At 60.8% G+C, this 20,985-nt stretch carries 15 protein-coding genes; 9 read left to right on the top strand and 6 right to left on the bottom strand.

Annotated features, from left to right (window positions below):
- The first annotated feature begins 146 nt into the window (after positions 1-146).
- From ACTAQJ_RS10510 to ACTAQJ_RS10495, 4 genes are all read left to right on the top strand, one after another.
- Positions 147-2,039 (top strand): FG-GAP-like repeat-containing protein, encoded by a 1,893-nt coding sequence (locus tag ACTAQJ_RS10510; RefSeq protein WP_498701949.1) that lies wholly within the window; start codon positions 147-149, stop codon positions 2,037-2,039.
- 818 nt (positions 2,040-2,857) lie between these two features.
- Positions 2,858-5,695, top strand: a complete 2,838-nt coding sequence (locus tag ACTAQJ_RS10505; RefSeq protein WP_498701948.1) for a hypothetical protein — start codon at positions 2,858-2,860, stop codon at positions 5,693-5,695.
- Positions 5,692-11,877 carry an RHS repeat-associated core domain-containing protein gene (locus ACTAQJ_RS10500; RefSeq protein ID WP_498701947.1) on the top strand — a complete coding sequence of 2,062 codons (6,186 nt, stop codon included), beginning with the start codon at positions 5,692-5,694 and terminating at the stop codon, positions 11,875-11,877. The genes ACTAQJ_RS10505 and ACTAQJ_RS10500 overlap by 4 nt, the downstream gene beginning before the upstream one ends.
- A complete protein-coding gene (locus tag ACTAQJ_RS10495) occupies positions 11,850-12,365 on the top strand; it encodes an Imm26 family immunity protein (RefSeq protein WP_498701946.1) in 516 nt (171 codons plus the stop codon). Before ACTAQJ_RS10500 ends, ACTAQJ_RS10495 begins: the two co-directional genes overlap by 28 nt.
- A 127-nt stretch (positions 12,366-12,492) precedes the next feature.
- Here the strand turns inward: ACTAQJ_RS10495 and ACTAQJ_RS10490 are convergent, their stop codons facing one another.
- Entirely contained in the window at positions 12,493-13,473 is a 981-nt protein-coding gene (locus ACTAQJ_RS10490; RefSeq protein WP_498701945.1) for a DUF695 domain-containing protein, read from the bottom strand.
- Positions 13,474-13,828: 355 nt separating this feature from the next.
- Positions 13,829-14,281 (bottom strand): MerR family transcriptional regulator, encoded by a 453-nt coding sequence (locus tag ACTAQJ_RS10485; protein ID WP_498701944.1) that lies wholly within the window; start codon positions 14,279-14,281, stop codon positions 13,829-13,831.
- Between the two features lie 142 nt (positions 14,282-14,423).
- Between ACTAQJ_RS10485 and ACTAQJ_RS10480 the strand changes: the two genes are divergently transcribed.
- From ACTAQJ_RS10480 to ACTAQJ_RS10470, 3 genes are all read left to right on the top strand, one after another.
- Positions 14,424-14,846: an Hsp20/alpha crystallin family protein gene (locus ACTAQJ_RS10480; protein WP_442002572.1), complete on the top strand. Its 423-nt coding sequence runs from the start codon at positions 14,424-14,426 to the stop codon at positions 14,844-14,846.
- A gap of 226 nt (positions 14,847-15,072) precedes the next feature.
- Complete coding sequence (locus ACTAQJ_RS10475; protein ID WP_498701943.1) at positions 15,073-15,516, top strand: J domain-containing protein; 444 nt, start codon at positions 15,073-15,075, stop codon at positions 15,514-15,516.
- On the top strand, positions 15,513-15,890 hold the full coding sequence (locus ACTAQJ_RS10470; protein WP_498701942.1) for a hypothetical protein: 378 nt from the start codon (positions 15,513-15,515) through the stop codon (positions 15,888-15,890). The genes ACTAQJ_RS10475 and ACTAQJ_RS10470 overlap by 4 nt, the downstream gene beginning before the upstream one ends.
- A 30-nt stretch (positions 15,891-15,920) precedes the next feature.
- On the opposite strand, the gene ACTAQJ_RS10465 is transcribed toward ACTAQJ_RS10470, so the two are convergent.
- From ACTAQJ_RS10465 to ACTAQJ_RS10455, 3 genes are all read right to left on the bottom strand, one after another.
- On the bottom strand, positions 15,921-16,172 hold the full coding sequence (locus ACTAQJ_RS10465; protein ID WP_498701941.1) for an NfeD C-terminal domain-containing protein: 252 nt from the start codon (positions 16,170-16,172) through the stop codon (positions 15,921-15,923).
- A complete protein-coding gene (locus ACTAQJ_RS10460; RefSeq protein WP_498701940.1) occupies positions 16,153-17,637 on the bottom strand; it encodes a flotillin family protein in 1,485 nt (494 codons plus the stop codon). The genes ACTAQJ_RS10465 and ACTAQJ_RS10460 overlap by 20 nt, the downstream gene beginning before the upstream one ends.
- A gap of 312 nt (positions 17,638-17,949) precedes the next feature.
- Complete coding sequence (locus tag ACTAQJ_RS10455; RefSeq protein ID WP_431118935.1) at positions 17,950-18,420, bottom strand: DUF4383 domain-containing protein; 471 nt, start codon at positions 18,418-18,420, stop codon at positions 17,950-17,952.
- 128 nt (positions 18,421-18,548) lie between these two features.
- Between ACTAQJ_RS10455 and ACTAQJ_RS10450 the strand changes: the two genes are divergently transcribed.
- A complete protein-coding gene (locus tag ACTAQJ_RS10450; RefSeq protein WP_498701939.1) occupies positions 18,549-19,877 on the top strand; it encodes a cell division protein PerM in 1,329 nt (442 codons plus the stop codon).
- 33 nt (positions 19,878-19,910) lie between these two features.
- Here ACTAQJ_RS10450 and ACTAQJ_RS10445 read toward each other — a convergent pair whose 3' ends face one another.
- Positions 19,911-20,360, bottom strand: a complete 450-nt coding sequence (locus ACTAQJ_RS10445) for a hypothetical protein (protein ID WP_498701938.1) — start codon at positions 20,358-20,360, stop codon at positions 19,911-19,913.
- 11 nt (positions 20,361-20,371) lie between these two features.
- Here ACTAQJ_RS10445 and purN point away from each other — a divergent pair, with 11 nt between their 5' ends.
- On the top strand, positions 20,372-20,941 hold the full coding sequence (gene purN, locus ACTAQJ_RS10440) for a phosphoribosylglycinamide formyltransferase (RefSeq protein ID WP_498701937.1): 570 nt from the start codon (positions 20,372-20,374) through the stop codon (positions 20,939-20,941).
- The last annotated feature ends 44 nt before the right edge of the window (positions 20,942-20,985 follow it).

Raw genomic sequence — 20,985 nt, 5'->3', positions numbered from 1 at the left:
GCGGCGGTTGGCCTTGTGGGTTCGAACGGGTGGCCTGTGGAGGAAGAGTTGGTTAACAGGAGGGTGTCCTGTTTGTCGGAGCCGCCCGGTAGACTCCCGTTCTATGACGCGCTGCCGCGTCTCGACTTTTTTGGGGGGGTCTTGCCATGTTTGCTGCTAGGGATGGTTCCCGCGCGCTTGGGGGAGTAAGCGTACGACGACGGCGCCGGACGGCGGCGCGGTCAGTCGCCGTCGGCTTGGGCTTGGCGCTGCTGCTCGGAACCGTCGGTTCGCCGGCGTCACCGGCTATGGCTGACGCGGTGACGGATATCTTCTCGACAGGTGAGCAGCCGGCAAGGATTGCTGTTAACCCTGTGACGAACACGGTGTTCGTGACGTCGATCGAAGGTGTGACCCGTATTGGGGGACCAGCCGGGGCGCCTGCTGTTGACGCAGGAGACAGGGCCTTCGATGTTGCCGTGAACACGGTGACCAACAAGATCTACATCAGCACAGCAGGCGGCTATGTTTCCGTGGTGGACGGGGCAACGTATGGTCCCGCTGTACGCGTGCCAATGACAGCTGAACCGTCTGTCCTGGCGGTGAATGAAAGCACCAACAAGATCTACGTCGGCAACAGCGGCGGCGTAACCGTCATCGATGGTGCAACCAACGCCACCACTACCGTTCCGCTAACGGGTGGCGCTCAAAACATTCAGGTGAACCCTTCAACAGGCAAGGCCTATGTCCTGTCCGGCGGGGCCATCAAGGTACTCGATGCAAGCGCTCAAGTCACCGCATCGATCAACATTGGTGCCGGCGGCATCCTGGACCTCGCGATCAACAAGACAACCAACAAGATCTACTACACGACGCTCGGCCGATACGGGGCGGGCGTCAGTGTCATCGACGGAGCAACCGACTCTGTCACAGGAAAGTTCAACAGCACCAGCAAGCTTGGACAGTTGGCGGTGAACAAAGCCACCAACAGGATCTATGTCGCTGTTGACAGCTCTTCCCTTGATGGGGCGGTCAAAGTCCTCGACGCCGCCACCCTTTCTGAAATAGCCCAAGTGCCCACGTCTTCGTACGTTAGGAACATTGCGGTCAACGAGACAAGCAACAAGATTTACGTTCCCACCTCCGGCCGGGGAACCACGATCATCGACGGCCAAGACAACAGCAGTTCCGCTGTTTATACGGGGCAGGAGCCGTTTGCCGCTGCGGTGAACGCCGCCACAAACAAGGCTTACGTGGTCAACATAGAAAGCGATTCCGTAGCCGTTATCGATGGGTCCGTATCGGTGCCCGCCAAGAACGACTTCAACGGTGACGGCAACGCCGATGTTCTGGCTCGGGACGGCGCTGGTGTTCTGTGGTTGTACCCGGGCAACGGCTCGGGTGGCTGGATGCCTCGTACCCAGGTTGGCCAAGGCTGGAACGTCATGAACGCTTTGGTTGTTCCCGGAGACTTCAATGGGGACGGCAAAGCTGATGTTATGGCCCGCGATGGCGGCGGCGTGCTGTGGCTCTACCCGGGCAACGGTTCAGGTGGATGGCAGCCGCGTGTGCAAATCGGCAGTGGCTGGGAAGGCATGAGTGCGATCGAGGGGATCGACTTCCGCGGCGATGGGTTCCCAGACCTGGTGGCCCGCGACCGCGGTGGCGCTTTGTGGGTGTATCACGGCGATGGCAACGGCGGCTGGCTGCCCCGGACCTGGGTTGGCTCCGGCTGGTCCAACATGTCCGAGATTACGGGCGTGGGCGACTTCAACGGTGACGGCCTGTCCGATATTGCTGCCCGCGACGGCGCCGGTGCGCTCTGGCTCTACCCGCCCAACGGATACGGCAGCTGGCTCCCGCGACAGACCATCGGGCAAGGCTGGAACGTCATGAACTCCCTGGTTGGACCCAGTGACTTCGACGGCGACGGACGTGCGGATATTCTGGCGCGCAACGCCGCTGGCGAGCTGTGGCTGTACTCCGGCAATGGGGGAACGGCGTGGCCTTCGGCTTCCCGTGTTGGCACGGGCTGGAACGGGATGACTGCGATTCTTTAGAAGTCGCTGCGGATGTAGTGCAGATACGCGGGCTTCTGCACACGCGTTCAGGGATTGTTCATTGCGGACAATCCTGTCGGTTTTCGCCTGCCGAAGTCAGTGTGAGCTGTTGCATCTCGCGGTGCCCCTCCGCTGTGTTCCATTCGGCTGTCTTGAGGGGTTCCTCTGCGATCGTCGAGTGGGCCGAAGAACTAACGGATGAGGGGCGACGCTTCTTACGAAAATATTTCGGAGAGTCACGAAATTGGTTCAGAAAGGCAAATCGACCCAAGGCGATTTACGAAAGTATTGACTCTTGCTCGGCTACTAGCGCTGATGCTTCGCTTCCATTCCAGCGTTCCAGTGTCAAATGATGACCCAATCAGACAGCACGTTCCCCCAACTCCGAGAATTGCAACGTGCGGTGTCTTTGAATCCGAGTAAAAGCTCGCTGAATTAACTTAAATGTCGCTGCGAGAATCGCCAGTCCTGTTGCCTGTTTAGACGGCTTTGAAAATGAGTATCTGGATCCGCTGCGACTGCGCATAAGGTGTTCCAGCTCCAAGTTCCAGCGTTTGTTACGCGAATATGACGAGTATTCAGAACATGCCCATGCCCAAAATTCGACCTTCGGTATGGTCTTTTAAGCTGTCTTCCCGCTACCGCAAAGGGACAAACCTGGGACAATAAGGCATCTTACAAATGTGTTGACTGGATTTTCATTGTAAAAAACCCTTATCAAGGGGATAGCCTGCTCTCAGCTAGTCGTTATGGGGGTTTCGAGACTGCGTCTACTTTCCCTCTGTCGAGTCTTTGTTACTCCAGAAGGAGTCCCTTTAGTGCGTAAGTCATTCGCCCTGCTTCGCCGTGCCTGCGTGCCGGTTTTAGGTTTGAGTCTGCTGGCTGCGGGCTTATCTATGCCGGCCGCCCAGGCTGACACTGATCCGTCCGCAGACCCAACCGAAAACATAGGCTCTGAGGCTGCGGCTGTTGCCCAGGCGGAGGCGACGTCGACCGATGTCGTGGTGGAGGATGCCACGACACCCACGTTGCTCACCGTGGCCCACCCGGACGGGACGCTTACGTCGACCGTGGACACGGATCCGGTGCGGATGAAGACCGAAGCTGGGTGGACGGACATTTCCACGGACCTGGTCCGGACCACCGTGAACGGTGTCAGTGTCTTGAAGCCTGAGAACGTGCCGGTGGACATTACCGTCGGTACCGGCGGCAGCGACAAGATCGCGAGCCTGGATGACAAGAAGGGTCACTCACTGACGCAGTCCTGGCCTTTCGGGACTCTCCCCGAACCTGTTGTTGAGGGCAACTCAGCGACGTTCCGGCAGGTGTTGCCAGGGGTGGATTTGATCCAACTGGCCCACAAGACGGGCATCTCCCAGGTGTTGAAGATCGAAACCGCTGAAGCCGCAAAGGACCCCCGCGTGTCAGAGATGCGGATCTTCCTCGATTCCCAGAATGCGGTGGTGGAGCAGCAAGCTGACGGCAGCCTGACAGCCAAGGGCTCGGACTCCGGCGAGGTCGCGCTGCGGAACACTGGTGGTTTGTGGTGGGATTCCTCAGTCGAGGGAGCGACAGCCACTGATCCGGGCGGTCAGGGCGTGGCCCGGCCGTTCAGCCTCACGCTGGGGACCGAGGACGGTAAACAGTCCCAGATCTTTGGCATGGACCAGATCCTTGACACGGCCAACCTAACCTTCCCACTGTATGTGGACCCGGACTGGACCATTTACAAGGCCAACTACATCTTCGTCGATAATGCCTATCCTGAGACGTCGTACTGGAACGGCAACCTCACCGACGGCCAGGTCCATGTGGGATTCCTTCCCAATTACTGGGCACCGGACGGCGTGAATCACCTGGCTCGGTCCTACTACCAGTTCGACTCCTCATTCTTCGTGGGTAAGGACATCCTCGAGGCGAAGCTGAACACGGTTGAGACGTGGTCTTCTTCCTGCACGCCGGCGAATGTTGCCTCCTGGATCACGGACCCTGTCTACTCGACGACCCGTTGGAATGCGCAGCCTGTGTTGCGGATGCGCACGGACATGGGCGCGGTGGCCAAGGGCTACAACGCTTCCTGCCCCGCCGGGGCTGTCGGGTTTGACCTGATGGCCGGCAAATCGTTGCTGTTGAACAAGTCCGTGTGGACAATCATGCTGGCCGCCGGAAACGAATCTGATCCTTTAGGGTGGAAGAAGTTCCAGAACAGCGCCTCAATCACGGTCCTGCACAACACGGCACCGAACACCCCGGTCATCTACACGATCAGTGGCGGTAAATGGCACGGCAAACCGTGGGCACAGAACTCTTACTACGTCACGAGGAACAAGAAGCCTACCTTCCGGGTGTCCGCCAGCGACGTCGATGGGACTGCTGGGGACCAGCTCAAGGTGTATATGACAGTCCGCCGAGTATCTGACAACGTCATCATGACGGCCAGTGATGGTACATGGGGGGACGCGACCGGGGACCAGTTCGACTGGCAGAGCGGCATCAATCTTGGCGATGGCCAGTACTATCTGCAGGCACAAGCCAAGGATATGTACGACCGTCTGTCTGGGATCATGCGATTCGACTTCAGAGTCGATACAACGCCCCCGGCCGTGCCGATCATCACGCCAACGGCAGGAACGTTCGTGACGTCCAATGAGGGCCAATCAAACGAAGCTCACATCGACTCCGATGGGATTATTGGGGAGACGCTGTACGACTTCGAGCTGACACTCCCGGAGGGCTCCGAAGCTGTCGAAGGGTTCGTCTTCTCCATCACTGCTGGATCGGCCTCGTCCGCCTATCCTCAAAGCATTACCTGTAGTACGCCCCGGATCCAGGCGTATGTTGCAGTCTGCCCGGCGGGTGGCATGAGCGCGAACATTCGAATAGCGGCCTTGGATCAAACGACTTCACTTACGGTGTGGTCGTTCGATACCGCCGGGAACGTCGGCGTACCTCTCCACAACGATCTGGAAAGCCATTACACCTTCACCGTCGGCGAAGAGTCCGCCACCCCGACGACGATCGCGAGCCTGACTCCGAACGGCCAGGTTCAGTGGGCCCCGGTGGGGGAATTCAATAACTTCCGCAACACATGCGTTGACAGGCCCGGTGGCGACACTGGCGGTAAACCGAAGATGCTGAAGATCTCCAACGCGGCATCGTGGGCACAAACGACAGGGCGGGCTATTGATCCGAACAAGAGTTTCAGTGTGGCGGGTTGGTTCTGCCCGACCTCAGTGAACACGTCCTTGCAGGATCTGATCGTTCAGTGGGCCGGAACCAACACCCCCGCAGCTGCTCTGCGGATCAGGACGGACGCGAAACCCGAACTGGTGGCATGGGCCAGCTCCGGTGCTACCGAGGTGGTCACCGGGCCGACCCTTGAGCCCGGGAAATGGGCGTTCATTTCCGCGATCTACGACCAGTACAACGCCCAGCTGCGTATCACCAAGACCAATACCAACGGCACCGGCAGCTGGGTTGTGGCCGCTTCTCCGGTGGCCCACCGAACAGCAGCACTGACCGACCCGGTAAAACTCGGCTATGGCTTCACCGGCAACATCTACAAGCCCGTCATGACACAAGGGGTCATGAAACCCACAGGCTTCAACGCACTCATGGTCGCGTTCACTGACACCAGCGAAGGGCTCCTGAAATGAACATCTTCTCCTCGCTGATGCGCTCGAAACCACGAGCAGCGATTACCGGTGTCGTCTCGGCCGCCGTTATCGCCTCCGGTGCCGGGTTCATCTACATCACCGCCCCCTGGGACTCCCCGGATCACGTCACCCCGGTCAAACCTGTCCCGGTCCGGGAGTACGTTCCCGAGAAGGACAACTCGGCCCAGCACGATATTGTCGATGACCCGGCCGCCAAGAATGGCACCGGGAAAACGATCGAGGGCATCGGAACCGGCGTCGTGCCGACAGTCGACCCGGGCCCGCCGGTAGACCCGTCATCCGTCTCTGGACCGGCCGGTACCCGGTCCGTGCCTGTGAAGCCCATCAGCCTGGCCCCGGTATCGGCGCCGATGGCACCTGCCCTGGGCGATGACAAAGGCTCAGGCGATTTCTCCGCCCTCCCGGGCGCGGCGTCGGGTTCGTGGGGTGTTACCGGCCAAACCGGTTCGTTCACATGGAGCTACCCGTTCGCCCTGCGCGACGCCCCGGCCGGCCCGACCCCGGCATTGGGTATTTCCTATGACTCCTCCCGCGTTGACGGGTTAACCAGCGCCACTAACACTCAGGCCACCCCGGTAGGGGATGGGTGGGCGTTGACCGGCGGAGGGCAGATCCAGCAGAAGTTCGTCTCCTGCATGGACCAGGGCGTAGCGAACTCCTATGACCTGTGCGGCAACCCCGGCGGGCAGCAGTTCACCATTTCCTTTGGCGGCCGTTCGGGCATGATCATCCGGGACGCCAACAGCGGGGTGTACAAGCTCCAGAACGATGACAACACCAAGCTCGAGTACCTCACCGGTGCGGCCAATGGCACCTTCGACGGCGGGTACTGGAAAATCACCGACACCAGTGGTGTGCAGTACTGGTTCGGTGTGAACCGCATCCCTGGCTGGTCGCCGGGCAAAGAAAACAATTCGGCTGACATCGTCCCCGTCTACGGGCTCCCGGGCCAGCCATGCTACAACAGTGCAGGGTTCGGCAGTTCATCCTGCATGCAGGCGTATGCGTGGAACCTTGACTATGTTGTGGACACGAACGCGAACTCCCAGGGCTTCTTCTACACGCAGGACACGAACTTCTATAAATCCCAGGCCGGCGCCGGTGCGTTGAAGGCCTACCATCGTTCCAGCCGCCTCGCCCGGGTCGATTACGGCATGCGCGCCGGGACCGAACTGTCCACTCAAGCGCCCCTGCACGTGAACTTCAATTACACCGGACGCTGCGAAGGCGTTACCGACTGCCCCACCTCCAACGGTGATGTCCCTGTGGAATACGTTTGCGCCTCCACGGGCCCCTGCTCGACCTACTCGCCGACGTTCTTCACCTACTACCGCCTGCAAACAGTCATCAGCCAATCATTGACCGGCTCAAGTTACGGCAATACCGACTTCTGGACGTTCTTCCACGCCATGCCAAGCCCGGGCGACGGAATGAAGCCCGCCCTGTGGCTCGGCTCCGTCATCCACCAGGGCACCAACCTGACCTCCGCCTCCGGCGGTTGGATCACGGACCCGGCCGTCGTATTCGCCGGACAGGCACTGGATAACCGAGTGTGGGCCACCGACGGCTTGGCCCCCTTTGACCGGTACCGGCTCAAAACAATCACCACCTCAACCGGGGCGAGCATCCAAGCCTACTACAAGGCCGCAGAGTGTTCCGCAACCAACCTTCCGGCATCAGCTGAGACCAACACCATGCGGTGCTTCCCGCAGCGCTGGACACCCACCTCTCCGCTCGCTGAGCTGCCACGGACCGACTACTTCCACATCTACCCGGTTGAACGGGTTATCAGCAAAGCCGGGCCCGGGAGCGCCGGTGGTCTGGACCTGACCACCACCTACGCTTACGTGGGGACTCCGGCGTGGAAGTACGCAGCCCCGAAGTACATTTCCGGCACGGCAGGCCAGAACATCACCTGGTCCGTCCTGGCCGGCTGGGCCGAAGTCAAGACCAAGGTCGGCACTGCCGCGTCCAACCCAACCACCGTCACTACCTACCTGCGCGGCCTCAACGGCACCCCATCGAACAAAACCGGTGGGCTCCGTACTGACACCGTCACTCTCTCGGACAGCACAGTCATTACTGACTCTGTCTGGTTCGCCGGACAGGAAGTCGAGAAAGAAAGCTATGCAGGTGACGGCGGGACCCTGATGGGTACAACGATCACCGTCCCCTGGGCTTCGGCACCGACCGCGACCAGCACCGTCGCCACAGGTTCAGCCCAGGCACGCCACATCGCTACGACATCGGTGACAAAGAAAACAACGACGGGCAAGTCTGCCTCGATGCGGGTCTCCCAGACCAGCATGGCCTACGACGCCTACGGCCGCCCGATCCGCACCTCATCCACCGGCGAACTCAGCGCAGCAGGGGATGAAACGTGCACTGTGACCGCATACGCGGACTCCACCGCGGCGAACATCCTGTCTCTGCCGGCTACCGTGAACACCTATGCCGGCACCTGCGGTGCGTCCGGGCCGGCAGGTAACATCCTCAAAGCCACCCGGACCCTGTTCGACGCTTCAACCTCTGCAGTCCCAGGATCTGGTGGCTACGTCGCACCCACGAAGGGCAACACCACCCGCACCGACACGGCAACAGCCGTCTCGGGGACCGCCGTAACTACCTGGGCGCAAGGCCCCACCGTGACCTACGACGCGCTTGGACGTGAAACGAAGTCAAGCGATAACAGCACCGGTGTCCTCAGGGACACAGTCACCGCGTACACACCCGCCACGGGGCTGCCGACTACTGTGAAGCAGACCGACCCCATGGGCTGGATCTCCACGACCACGCTCGATTCCATGCGCGGCAAACCGCTGACCAAAACGGACGCCAACGGCAAAGTCACCTCCTACCGATATGACCCCTCAGGGCGTGTCACCGGCGAATGGGACCCCATGCGCCCGGCCGCGACCAACACCGACCCCACCGTTGAGACCAGCTACTCAATCTCCAAAGACAACCCCTCCTGGGTGAAGACCCGGACAAAGACCGGCAGCGGATACGTCGAATCCTTCACGCTGTATGACGGGCTCGGCCGTGAACGGCAAACCCAGGTCGATTCACCCGGCGGCGGAACGATCGCCACGGACACCTGGTACGACTCCCGCGGTGACAAGAGCACCGTGAACAACTCGTACTACATCTCCAACGCCCCGGACGGGGTGCTGAGGATCCCGACACTCGCTGTCCCTTCCTCGACGATTTACGAGTACGATGCGTTCGCCCGTCCGACCAAGATCCGGACGATGACCAACGAAAACCAGGAACTCTGGGCAACCCAGGTCAGTTACGCCGGCTTGGACACCTCCACAGTCACCGGTCCCGGAACGGAATCGGCGGTCAAGACCGTCCTTAACCTTGACGGCAACCTTGAGTCCAGGTCGCTGTACCACGGCACCACAGCAACCGGCGCCGCGGACACCTCCACCTACATCTACGATGCCCTCGGGCAACTGACACGGATGGGGGACGGGGCGAACCTCTGGACCTGGACCTACGATGCTGCAGGGCGCGAAACCGGCGCCGTGGACCCGGACTCGGGCACCCGCAGCACCACCTACGACACGGCAGGGCGCACGGCGACCACCACAGATGCAATGGGCACGGTCACCACGTACGCGTACGACAAGCTCGACCGGACCACCGCGAAGACCGTCTCGGTCGCCGGCGGCGCGGCCAAGACCTTGGAAACCAGGACCTACGACGGTGAACTGAAGGGTCTGCCGACGACCACCACCCGGAATAACGGTGCGGCGTTTGATCAGCCCGTCGTGACCTCCTACAGCGGCTACAACAACGCCTACCAACCGGGGACCAAGGTTGTTACGCTGCCCTCTGGCCTGGCCGGTTTCAACGGCTCGTACACCACTGCCCGGACATACTCCAGCAGCGGAAAACTCACCAGTGAGGACACTCCGGCCATTGCGGGACTGCCCGCAGAAACCGTCCGGTACGGGTATGACGAGTTCGAGAACCCCTCATCGACCTGGAACGTGGACGGAGACCAGTTCGCCGGCAACGCACAGTACGACAACCTCGGGTTCCTGACCACCTACGCGCAATACGATGTGGCCACACTGCTCGGTGGCAGCCGAAACATGACCGGAACGAACAACACGTACTTCAGCTGGAGCGGCTCCACGGGCCGCTTGCTGGAGCAATGGACCACGAACAACACCCGTGGCACCATCTCGGACCTCGGCAAAACCAAATACACGTACAACGAAGCCGGGAAACTGACCGCACGGGAACTCGCCTTCAGCAGCCGACCGAGCGTCGCCACTGACTACCAGTGCTACGACTACGACTACGCCTCCCGGCTGGAAGCCGTCTGGACCCCAGCGTCCAAGTCGTGCACGACAGCACCGACCTCTGCCTCGACCAGCGTCAGCGGTCTTGGTGGACCGGCAGCCTATGCACAGACCTATACATACACAGCAGCCGGCGATCGCTCACAGGTCAAACGATTCGGCTCCACTGGCGCACTGGCAGTGACCGAGCAATACAACTACGCTGCCCCGGGAACCGCCGGCCCGCACCAGGTCGACTCGATCGTGTCCACCGTCTCCGGCACGGCAACTACCCGGAACTTCACCTGGGACGCGGCCGGGCGGATGACCAACCGTGCAGGTCAGACCATGACCTACACGGTCGACAGCCTGCTAGCAACCACAACAGGGGCCAGCACTGTTCCCACGAACCCAAACCCGGGCGCGACCAACGGAACACCGCCCGGCCCCAGCACCGGCGCCGGAAGTCTCGGCACCAGGTACTACGACGCCTCAGGCAACCTCGTTGGCGTGGTCGACGGTGCCGGGACCACGGTCACGCTCGGGCGGATCACCGCGCACGCGACCAAAGCCACCACACCGGTGAAAACGGCCACCTGCACGTACACGTTCGCCGGAAAGACCGTCGCGCAGCGCACCGCCGCAGGCGGGTCAGTGAAACTGTCCCTGATCGTCGGCGACTCCGTGAACACGGCCCAAACCATGACACAGCCCACCGTGGGAACAGGGCCAATCACCGCCATCCAGCGCTACACCGACCCGTTCGGCTTGGCACGAGGCAACAACCTCACCGGCCAAGGCAACGCTACCTACAGTGCGGCTGGCGCAGCCACGGCAGGAGCGGGTTCCAACGGTGCAAACGGTGCTGGATTCAGTTCGGTGAACGGATTCATCAGTGGGCTGGATGACACCGTCAGCTCACTCACGCACCTCGGTGCCCGCGAACTCGACCCAGTCACAGGTGCCTTCACCACGCCTGACCCGGTCCTTCACACCGGCCAGAGCGAAGAATTCACCCCTTACTCCTACGCCTGGGGTGACCCGATCAACCGATCCGACCCCTCCGGACTCGACCCGGGCGCCGACATTCTCTTATGGGGAGGTTTTGCACTTTTCGGGGCTATTGGTATGGCATCGACTATCAAGTGGCCTACGTTCGACTTCAACTTCGACTTTGACTTCAATTTCGACATTCCGTCGTTTGATTTCTCGTTGGATATGCCTTGGAGCTCCTACGGCATACCTGGTTACGGGGGATATCAGGGATATCAGGCGCCCACGGGAAACTATGGGGATATCTTCACCTCTTATCCCACAAGCGGGGGCTATTACGGAGGAGTGGGCGGCGGGTTCGTCGCTTCCTCACTCGGCGGAACCAGATTCACCTCACCCGGGGTGCGCCAAGGATCCCAGTCCACAGGCGACCACCGCGGAGCCAACAACGGCGCAGCCCTAGCCGCCCAAAACGCGAAGATGCATGCTGAGAGCGTCGCAGCCACCGAAGCCATAGGCCATGCCAATCAGGCAGCTAACAGCACGGCAATGCCGGCCCTTCCGAGCGCGTTGACCGGCGGGCCAGCCAATACTGATGTCTATTTTGGTCAGGATGCCTCGTCCAACAACGTGTACGTGGGAATTACCAACGATCTGACCAAACGACAAAGCCAACACGGCGAGAGATTCATTCTCCAGGGCATCACGAAGCAAAGAGTCACCAGAGGTGAGGCACGTGCCATCGAACAGGCATTGATCTCAGCCAACCCTGATTTTGAAAACAGGATCAACAGCATCTCTCCCAAGCGGCCGTTCTTCGAGCAGGCCGTAGAGTGGGGAGACTCATGGCTCAAAGCGAACGGAATAAAATGAGTCAAATGCAGACAAATATGCGGGTCCTCAAACCCTCTCGGAAGAAAAACAAGGCAGGCAGTGTGTTCGTGCTGCAGATGCCTGACGGTTGGTTCTCCTTCGGCCGGCTGGTCAACACGGATGTGAACGCAGGAATGGGCCCTGGGGCCCAACTGATCTATGTCTTCAAATTCCGGTCGAAGTTCAAGGACTTACCAGATAGAGCTGAATTGAGATCCGACCAGCTGCTGCTCCCCCCTATTATGACCAATCGACTACCCTGGTCCCGGGGATACTTCGAAACAATCGCAGAAATCCCGTTTGAGGAAGGAGAAATCCTGAAGCAGCATTGTTTCCGTGATTCAGTGTTCGATCGGTACCGCGATGAACAAGGAAACGAGCTCCCAGAATCAGTGGAACCTGTCGGGCGGTATGGCCTGCACAGCTTCAGAACGATCGATGATGCAGTCAGTAAGGCCCTTGACATTCCTTTGATTCCAGAGGAATAGATGTCCATGATGCCCCTCGCATCTGGCTTGGTCCATCGCTCCGCAATCGGTTGGGCAACTTTACGAGGCGCTCGGCGGCGGAGGAGGTGCAGAGCTGAGTCTGTTGGACGGAGGACCTGCTGGCTCTTTATGAGTATTGGCGCAGATCCGTCCATCCAGGATCGCGTGCCTGTGTAGTGGCAGCGCCCACTGGGTGGGCAGCTGCTTCGATTGCCGCGTGTCCGTTCTGGTCGTCGGAATCAGTGTAATAGTGGAGCACTCTGGTTCCGGTCGCTGTTTCATGGGCCACTAGGATCCCTCGCGGCCCGAGTGCCGCAGTGATGTTGTCCTCGATTTGGCGGAGACGGTTCAAAGCGGTTTCGGTTGGCAAGCCATCCTCTCGTTGGTCTGCATACGTGAGGTTCACCTCAGTATGGAGGTCAAAGAGCGGGTAATCGATCCATCGCAGCGGCCTACGGGCCATGACAACCATCCGCTCGCCGCCCGGTGTCGTGCCTTGCAGAAGGGCCCAGTTGTTTGGTTGTGTCTGGGCAGTCATCCTGTTGATGGCTTCGATGAGATCAGTTGCTGAAGCCGTGGCTACATCGGCGCTGGTGGTTGTGTTGATAGCTCCCACCCACCGTTCGACGCCGTCTTCGCCCAGAAGCCAGTCAAGGACCAAGAAGGAGACCCGAAGAGGTTCATTCCCTGGCATTTGACCGAACAGAGGGTGGTAAACCTCAACGTCGATACTTTCACGCTGGTCATCCACGCTGAGGCCGAACCGTATGTCCCGGAGTGGGAACTTAGTGCCGTTGATGTCCAGGACATTCTCGGTAACGCCGGGCACCGGCTGACGGGCCGAGGCGAAGTCCCAAACCTCGTCAGCGGAAGGGGCCGCGCGCAGCCATTGTTCTGCGACTCTGCGTAACGCAGCATCACCCTCAGCACTGACAACCAGAAGATGGTCCGAGCGATGACCGGGACCCGTGTCCCACGCCAGGTCAGGATGCACCTTGGCGAGTTGCTGGGTCATGACGCTGGGAAGATCGTCCCACTCTCCGGTCTGCACGGCGGTGCCGAAGCGGTCTCTTCCCTCAGCGGCCCACCATTCCCAGAAAGCGCTCATCGGATGTACTGGGGCCGGATTGCCCTTGCGCCGAAAAATTCCCATATCTACCTCTGCTTGGGCGGCACGATAAGCCGCAATGCAGAATCTACCGGAAAGTTCTGACGGATCTCCGCCTAAGATCACGCTCATCTCTACGGCCGCCCGCAAGCCGGTCCCTCACAGTGCCAACGAATCCATCTTTCACGTCCCTCCCGTTTCCTCACATAAGGCATGTACGTATGACCCGCACGGTGAAATGCACGATGGCGGGTGGATTACTGCAACTCGTTTGCCCTGGATATCGGTGTACCGCGAGATACAGCGGCGCACCACTCAAAGTGTTCGCGGCTGCTCCGTCCTTGGAGCAGTGGCCTTATGCGTCACCCCGCGCCCGCTTCAGATCCTTCCGCAACCCGCGGTTGTCTTCCTTGAGTCCGCGGTTGTCTTCCTTCAGCCCACGATTGTCCTCGGTCAGCTCCCGGTTGTCCTCCGTGAGCCCTCGGTTCGCGGCTTCCAACTCGAGCACCAGTTTCACGCCGGCGAGGTTCAGCCCGTCGTCCAGGAGCGCGCCAATCCTGCGCAGCGTCGCGAGGTCCGTTTCGCTGTAGCGGCGGGTGCCGCCGTCGGTCCGTTTCGGGGTGAGCAGCCCTTTGCGCTCGTATAGGCGCAGGTTCTGCTGGCCTGTACCCACCAGTTCGGCCGCAACGGAGATGGCGTAGACGCCAAGACCGTCACGGTCGGCAGCGTCACGCGTGCCAGCGACGTCCGCTTCCGCGGGCGCACCGCCGTCGTGCTCCAGCCGCTCGGTATCGCGATCGCCAGCCATGCAAACCTCTCAAAAAATCTTTGAAAAAACCTCTTGCACCACTCTCTCACCGGTGCTATAAAAAATCTATACCAGCCAAAACAGATCTAAAAGGCTGGCACGACAACAAAACCGCATCAAGATCTGAAGGAGTGAGAACCAAATGCTGATGCGCACAGACCCGTTCCGCGAATTCGACAGGCTCGCCCAACAGGTTTTTGGCACAACAGCACGCCCTGCCGGCATGCCGATGGATGCTTGGCAGGAGGACGGGCAATTCATTGTTGCCTTGGATCTGCCGGGCGTCACGCCTGATTCGGTGGAACTGGACGTCGAAAGCAACGTCCTGACGGTCAAGGCAGAACGTAAGTCGCCTGCTGGCGAGAACACCGAGATGCTTGCCGCCGAGCGCCCGCAAGGCGTCTTCAGCCGGCAGCTCATTCTTGGTGACACCCTGGATACCGATGGCATCCAGGCCAGCTACGACGCAGGCGTGCTGACACTCCGCATCCCCGTCGCCGAGAAGGCCAAGCCGCGGCGCATCGAGATTTCTTCCAACGGCCAGCGGCAAGAGATCAACGCCTAATAACAGCTGCCCCGCTGGAGCTCCACCCGGGCGTGGCTAACCAGCGGGGCGTCAGGCCGGGAGCTTCAGACCGACCGCATCGGAATAGTTGGGCGCAGGCTTCGCGCCACGCCACAGCACTTGTTGTGCAGAAGAAACGCGGTCCCCGACGTTGTCTCCCGATTGATGGCCCCCGGCCCGTGCCGGGGGCCATCGCCAAATCCGCATCACCCATCCGGAACCAGCAGTGAGTACCAACCAACCCGACTACTACGCCATCTTGAACGTGGCTCCCAGCGCGACAGCCCGTGAAATCACCCACGCCTACCGCTCGCTGCTCCGCACCCACCACCCGGATACCCGCAAAAACCCCGACGACGGCGATACCACCAAGGCGGCCGACCTCCAGAAACTGCACGCCATCATGCAGGCGTATGTGGTGCTCTCGGATCCGGCGAAGCGAAGTGCTTACGACCGCAGTCGGCGTACGCGTACTTCGTCGAGTGGTTCATCAGCGTCGAGTGGGTCCACAGGTAAGCCAGTAAAGGTCCGTATCCATAAGACTCCGGCTACTCCGACTGGCAGTCAAAAGGATCAACAGCCTCTCGTCTTCGGCCCGGTCCACTGGGAACCGATGCCCAGGACAACCCCCGGATTCCCGTCGCCCAAAGTCCGAAGGAGATACCTATGAGTGCCTGGCGCTCGTACGACAGCCACCTGATGCCCGCGTTCTACGAGAGATTCGAGAAACGCTGGGGAAAGGGCACGGCGCCGTTCCTGGACCCGGAAGATCACGAGCAACCCATGCCGCGGGCTCAATGGATCAACGTGGATACCGGCGCGGCTGTGGCCGTGGTCCCAATTTGGACGGACGATCCCGAACATCGGTCCTTTGGCGTCTTCTACCTCCCACCGGCCGGGGACATTTGGATCCTCCGCCCAGGTCCCACGATGTTTATCGAACCTGGCAAGGGCGGGAGCAAAGAGCAGGTTTCGCTGCGTAACGACGCCTTCAAAAAGGCCGTCAATCACGCCAAGGAATTCATCTACGGCCCACAGCCTTAGTGGTCCTTGCCGCTTCGGGCGAGTCCAGGGTCAGAATTCCCGCAAGACATCCGGAAGCTCATCCACATAGACGGTTTGCGGCGGCTCGAAGTAGATCACCAGCACCTTCTCGCCCACAGGGAAGACACTCGTCTTGTCGAACGGGTAGGCAAAAAACGCGCTGGTACCGCCATGGAAGGGGAGCATGACCTCGCCAATGGTGCCTGGGGCGATGGTCCCCGTTACCCTTCCGATCTTGCCGGTGAGGCTCCGATTGACCTCTCTATGCATCTGACGCCGCATCTGAAGCCTTCGCCGGCGGAGACTTCACAGCAGTGGGCCGGGTTGGCTGTGCAGGCGGTCGGCTAACTCCGTTCCCCTTCAATGCGGAAGCCAGGGAGGGCAGGAAGCTGCCAACCTGGGACAGGATCCCACCCACCATGCTGTTCAATCCGTCGCCGCCATTGAGGACTGTCAGCTGCCCGATGCGTGAGAAAGGCTCGGCGGCGGCCGAAACGATCGCGGGCATGTTTTCGGCGATTTGCTGGTTAATGACTGCTTCCTGGTTTGTCTCCAGTGCTTCGCCGCGGGCTTTGATACCTTCGGCCTCAGCCAACGCCTTGGCCTTTACTGCGGATGCTGCCGCATTTCCTCGGGCAGTCGTCGCCGCTGCTTCGGCTTCACCAGTCACACGGGTTGCACCGGCCATTGCCGCCGCAGCTCCGGCATTGGCTTGGGCCTCAAGTTCGACGCGCCGGGCATTTGCCTGAGCGTCGAGTTCGATGCGCTTTGCGAGGGCCTCGGCGGCACTGATGTCAGCAGCCTTCTTCGCTTCAGCCTCGGTCCTCTGAGCGTAGGCCTTGGCATCCGCGGGCTTGCGGATGGTGGTCTGCAGTTTCTGCTCTTCGCGGTCGGCTTCAAGCTTTGCCACTTCGGTTTCCTGGACCACCACTTGCTGACGGGCAGTGGCATCGGCCAGTGGTCCGGCCTGAGCAGCGTTGGCACGGGCCTGTTCAGCATTCGCCTGCGCGGCAGATTGCTTGATGGCGGACAAGCTTTGGGCATCCGCAATCAGCGCAGCAGCTTCCGCTTCCTTCTCGGCCGCCTCACGGTTGCGGGTGGCCTCGGCGATCCGGGCCTCCATCTTGACCTGGGCAATGTGAGGCTTGGCCAGGTTCTGGATGTAGCCCGTGGGGTCCTGCAGGTCCTTGATCTGCAGGGAATCCACTACGAGGCCAAGCTTCTCCATCTCCACCCCACTTGCACTGCGGACCAGTGAGGCGAGCTTGTCGCGCTCGCGGATGATCTCCTCAACAGTCATGCTGCCGATGATCGAGCGGAGATGCCCTTCAAACACGTTGTAGACCTGGCTCTCCATCTTCGGCTGCTGCCCCAGGAACCTCCGCGCAGCGTTCGCGATGAACGGGGGAGCGTCGCCGATCTTGTAGATCACTACGCCGTCCACAATCACCTGGATGCCCTGGGACGTCACACAAGAAACCTTGAGTTCTGTTTCATTCAGCGTCAGCGCAAGGGTTCTGACTGTTTGCAGCCCCGGAACCACCAAGGCGCCCTTGCCCGTGACGATCTTGAAATCCATGCCGTCGGTATTCTCGAGCGTGCCGCGGGTCAGCCCTGAGATGATCAGGGCTTCGTTCGGTTCCGCCACTTTCCACATCGCCTTGGTCGCCAGCCACACGAAGCCGATGACAACGATCACGCCAAGAATGCCGGCGATCAAGGGGAAAAATGCCGAGAGGTCGTTCATTGACCCTGTCCCTTCAGACGATGTGAACCGGCCCCATCCGTTGACCCCCACTAGGCCATGTGCCTGTTCGTGTACACAGTCTCGTTGGGCTGCAGCAGGGAAGTCCAGCACTTTTGTGCGTCATTTGTGCTACGACGTCCGGGCAGGCCGGAGCTTGCCCGCCAACCCAGCGACCCGCCGTCGAGCGTTTAACAAAGAAGGCTGGTGCAACCTTTGGAGAGAATCCGTAGGTGGCTGCACCAGCTGCTAGTACGACTTTCTGTAGTTAGTTGTGACACCTGTTCATTGGCCGCTCCTAGTTCCCGGCTTCGATTATTTCCGGGCCTTTTTATCGTCTGTGAAGTACTGGGCGAACATCCAACCGGCGGCGATCATCAGGATGCCCAGCACCATGTGAGACCAGTTGTCCACGGAGTTCAGGGACAGGAAGTTGGCTGCCGAATCGACTCCGACGCTCAGTCCATAGATGCTCAGCACGACGTACAGTGCGCCGAAGCCCATCAGGAAGTTTCGTGCGCCGTGCGCGGTGCGCGACATCGCCCAACCTGCCGCGCCGATGGCCAGCTGTACGAGGTTAAGCAGCATGGATACCTGGAACACGCCGAAGAGCATCGCGTGCGAGTTCGGGCCGAAGAATTGCAGCTCCGAATACTGCATGGTGATGCCCGGAATGAATCCCAGGACGCCAACCAGCGCGAGGACGGCACCCACACCCATGCCAACAACCTGGATGTCTTGCCGTCCGAAGTGGACACCGCGTGCATGTGAAGCAGACGAACTCATGCGCTCCTCCAGTCACCCCTTGCGAACATCTCCCATTTTACGGCCGGTTCAGGCAAAAAGCGCTGGAATTCGCGGTATTACAGGGCGCCTGCCGGGGAGGGGTGCCTACCGTGGCACGATAGAACACGATGAAACTGCGCGCTGATCAGACCGGAAACCGTGGCCTCCCGATGCCCCTTTGGCTACAGGGTGGTTTGGAAGCGGCGCAGGCAGCCTTCATTTCGGCCATTGTTGTGATACTTCCGTTGGTCGGGGTGTGGGCCACTGACGGATTCCAGAACAGGAACGTGGACTTCCTGGCGCGCCTTGCAGGCCAGGCCTGGCTGCTGATCCACGGTGTTCCGCTGACCTTGGCACAGGTGAATCTGGGTACGGCCGGCCAGCCCGGAACGGGTCTTCTTTCGCTGATTCCCCTGGGCCTGACGCTCATTCCGTTCCTGCTTGCATGGCGGGCGGGGCGACGACTTGCGCGCGCTTCCTACACGGACCAGCTGTGGCAGGCATTCCTCGGCGCCTGCGTTGTTTACGGCGCGTTCGGGACTGCGACAGGATTCGTGTGCCGCACCCCGGAAGTGGTCATCAACCTGTGGTTCGCCATGACCATTCCTCTGATCGCCTTCGCGCTGGGCCTGGTGGTCGGCGCCCGACGCGAAGCAGGCTCCTGGAGCAGGCTCATCGGTGTGGACGCCGTCGCCTGGATCTCCAAGACAAGCCAGCACTCACGATGGGCGGGCTCCTACGTCGGCTCGGCGTTGAAGGCCGGATTCGTTGCGACCATGGCTGCAGTTTGCCTCGCCGCGGTGCTGTTGGCCGCGGACATCGTGTGGCACTGGACGGACATCATCGCTGTTTACGAAGGCCTCCAAGCGGGCGCTCTGGGCGGAGCAGTCCTCACGATCGCGCAGCTCGGATTCCTTCCCAACCTCGTGGTCTTTGCTTTGGCCTGGTCCTCCGGGGCTGGCTTCTCGCTCGGAGTAGGCTCGCACGCCGGGCCGCTGGGCACCGCCGTCGGGCCCTTGCCTGCCGTCCCGGTTTTCGGTGGACTTCCCTCCGGACAACTCGACGCCGGGCCTATGGCTCTTGCCCTCCCCGTGGTTGCGGGGATCATGGCCGGTTGGTGGTTCCTCCGCGAAGGCGAAAATCACTTTGACGAGTGGCTCTCCATCAAAATCAAGGCCCGCTGGTTCACGGCCGCGGCCTCCACGTTGTTTCTGGGGTTGTTTATCGGTTCCGTGGCGGGGCTGCTCAGCGGTGCACTCGCATGGGTCGCCCGAGGTTCAGCCGGTATCGGCCGGCTCACGGAAATCGGACCCCACCCGCTCTGGACGGCAGTCTGGCTGGCCGCCGAAGTGGGCATCGGCGTCGTGATCGGATACGCAGTGGGGCCATGGCTGGAACGCCGCCAAAAGCTGCGCGAGGCGAACCTGGACGAAGCGTTCGACGACGAACACGCCTGAGCTTGACGGGCTCGGCTTTTGGTTGGGCTGCGTTTAGCGGACCGGACCCGGCATCGAGTCCTCAAGCTGCGTGAGGCACTGTGTCTTGGCGGATTCCGTCAGGGCCGAGCGGGCGCAATCCTGATAGGTAGTGACTTGTTTGAAGAAGAGCACAGACGTCAGAATCAGCAGGCACATGACCGCCGAGACCACGAGTCCAGAGATGGTGCCGAACAACACCAACCGGGGATGCTTGTACTTCACCGACCGGACCAGGACCACAATCCCCAACACCAAACCGGCGATCGTCAGGATGGCGCTCAACCACACGTAGTTCACGTTCAGGGAGAACACGAAAAACGATCCCAAAGCCGACAAAAGGAAAGCGCGGAACAGGATCTGTGTCACGCCGAAAGCGGACTTTTCCGCGGCGGCGCGGGGTTGCTGGCTCGGCCTGGGACCGACGTCGGGATTCATGTTTTCCAGCCTACGCGAGCCGCCCATAAGCTAGTGCAATGCGCATTGTTGTCCTTGTGTCCGGTACCGGTTCCAATCTTCAGGCTGTCATCGACGCCGTGAAGTCGGGTGAACTGGATGTCGAGATCGCCGCTGTGGGTGCCGACCGCCCCGATACCTACGGTGTGGAGCGCTCCGACGAGGCCGGCATTGAGACCTTCGTGGTGAACTTCAACTCGTTCGAAACCCGCGCCGAATGGGACGCTGCCCTCCGCGACAAGGTCCTTTCCTATAAGCCGGACGTGGTGGTGTCTTCCGGGTTCATGCGGATCGTGAGCGCCGACTTCATCGAGGCCTTCAACGGCAAATACGTCAACACACACCCGGCGCTGCTGCCGTCCTTCCCTGGCGCCCACGGGGTCCGCGACGCCATGGCTTACGGCGTGAAGGTCACGGGCTGCACGGTCCATTGGGCCGACGCCGGTGTGGACACGGGACCCATCATTGCCCAGGAAGCCGTGTCCGTTCTTCCGGACGACTCCGAGGAAACCCTCCACGAGCGCATCAAGGTAGTGGAGCGCCGCCTGCTGGTCCAAACGCTGGCGGACCTCGCCGCTGCTCCCAAGTAGGGGACGGCACCCAACTAGGGGACAGCAAACGTCGCAATGAGCAC

This window comes from Arthrobacter sp. alpha11c, assembly GCF_054149985.1.
The sequence above is the reverse complement of the archived record's forward strand: the minus strand, read 5'-3'. Positions and strand labels throughout refer to the sequence as shown.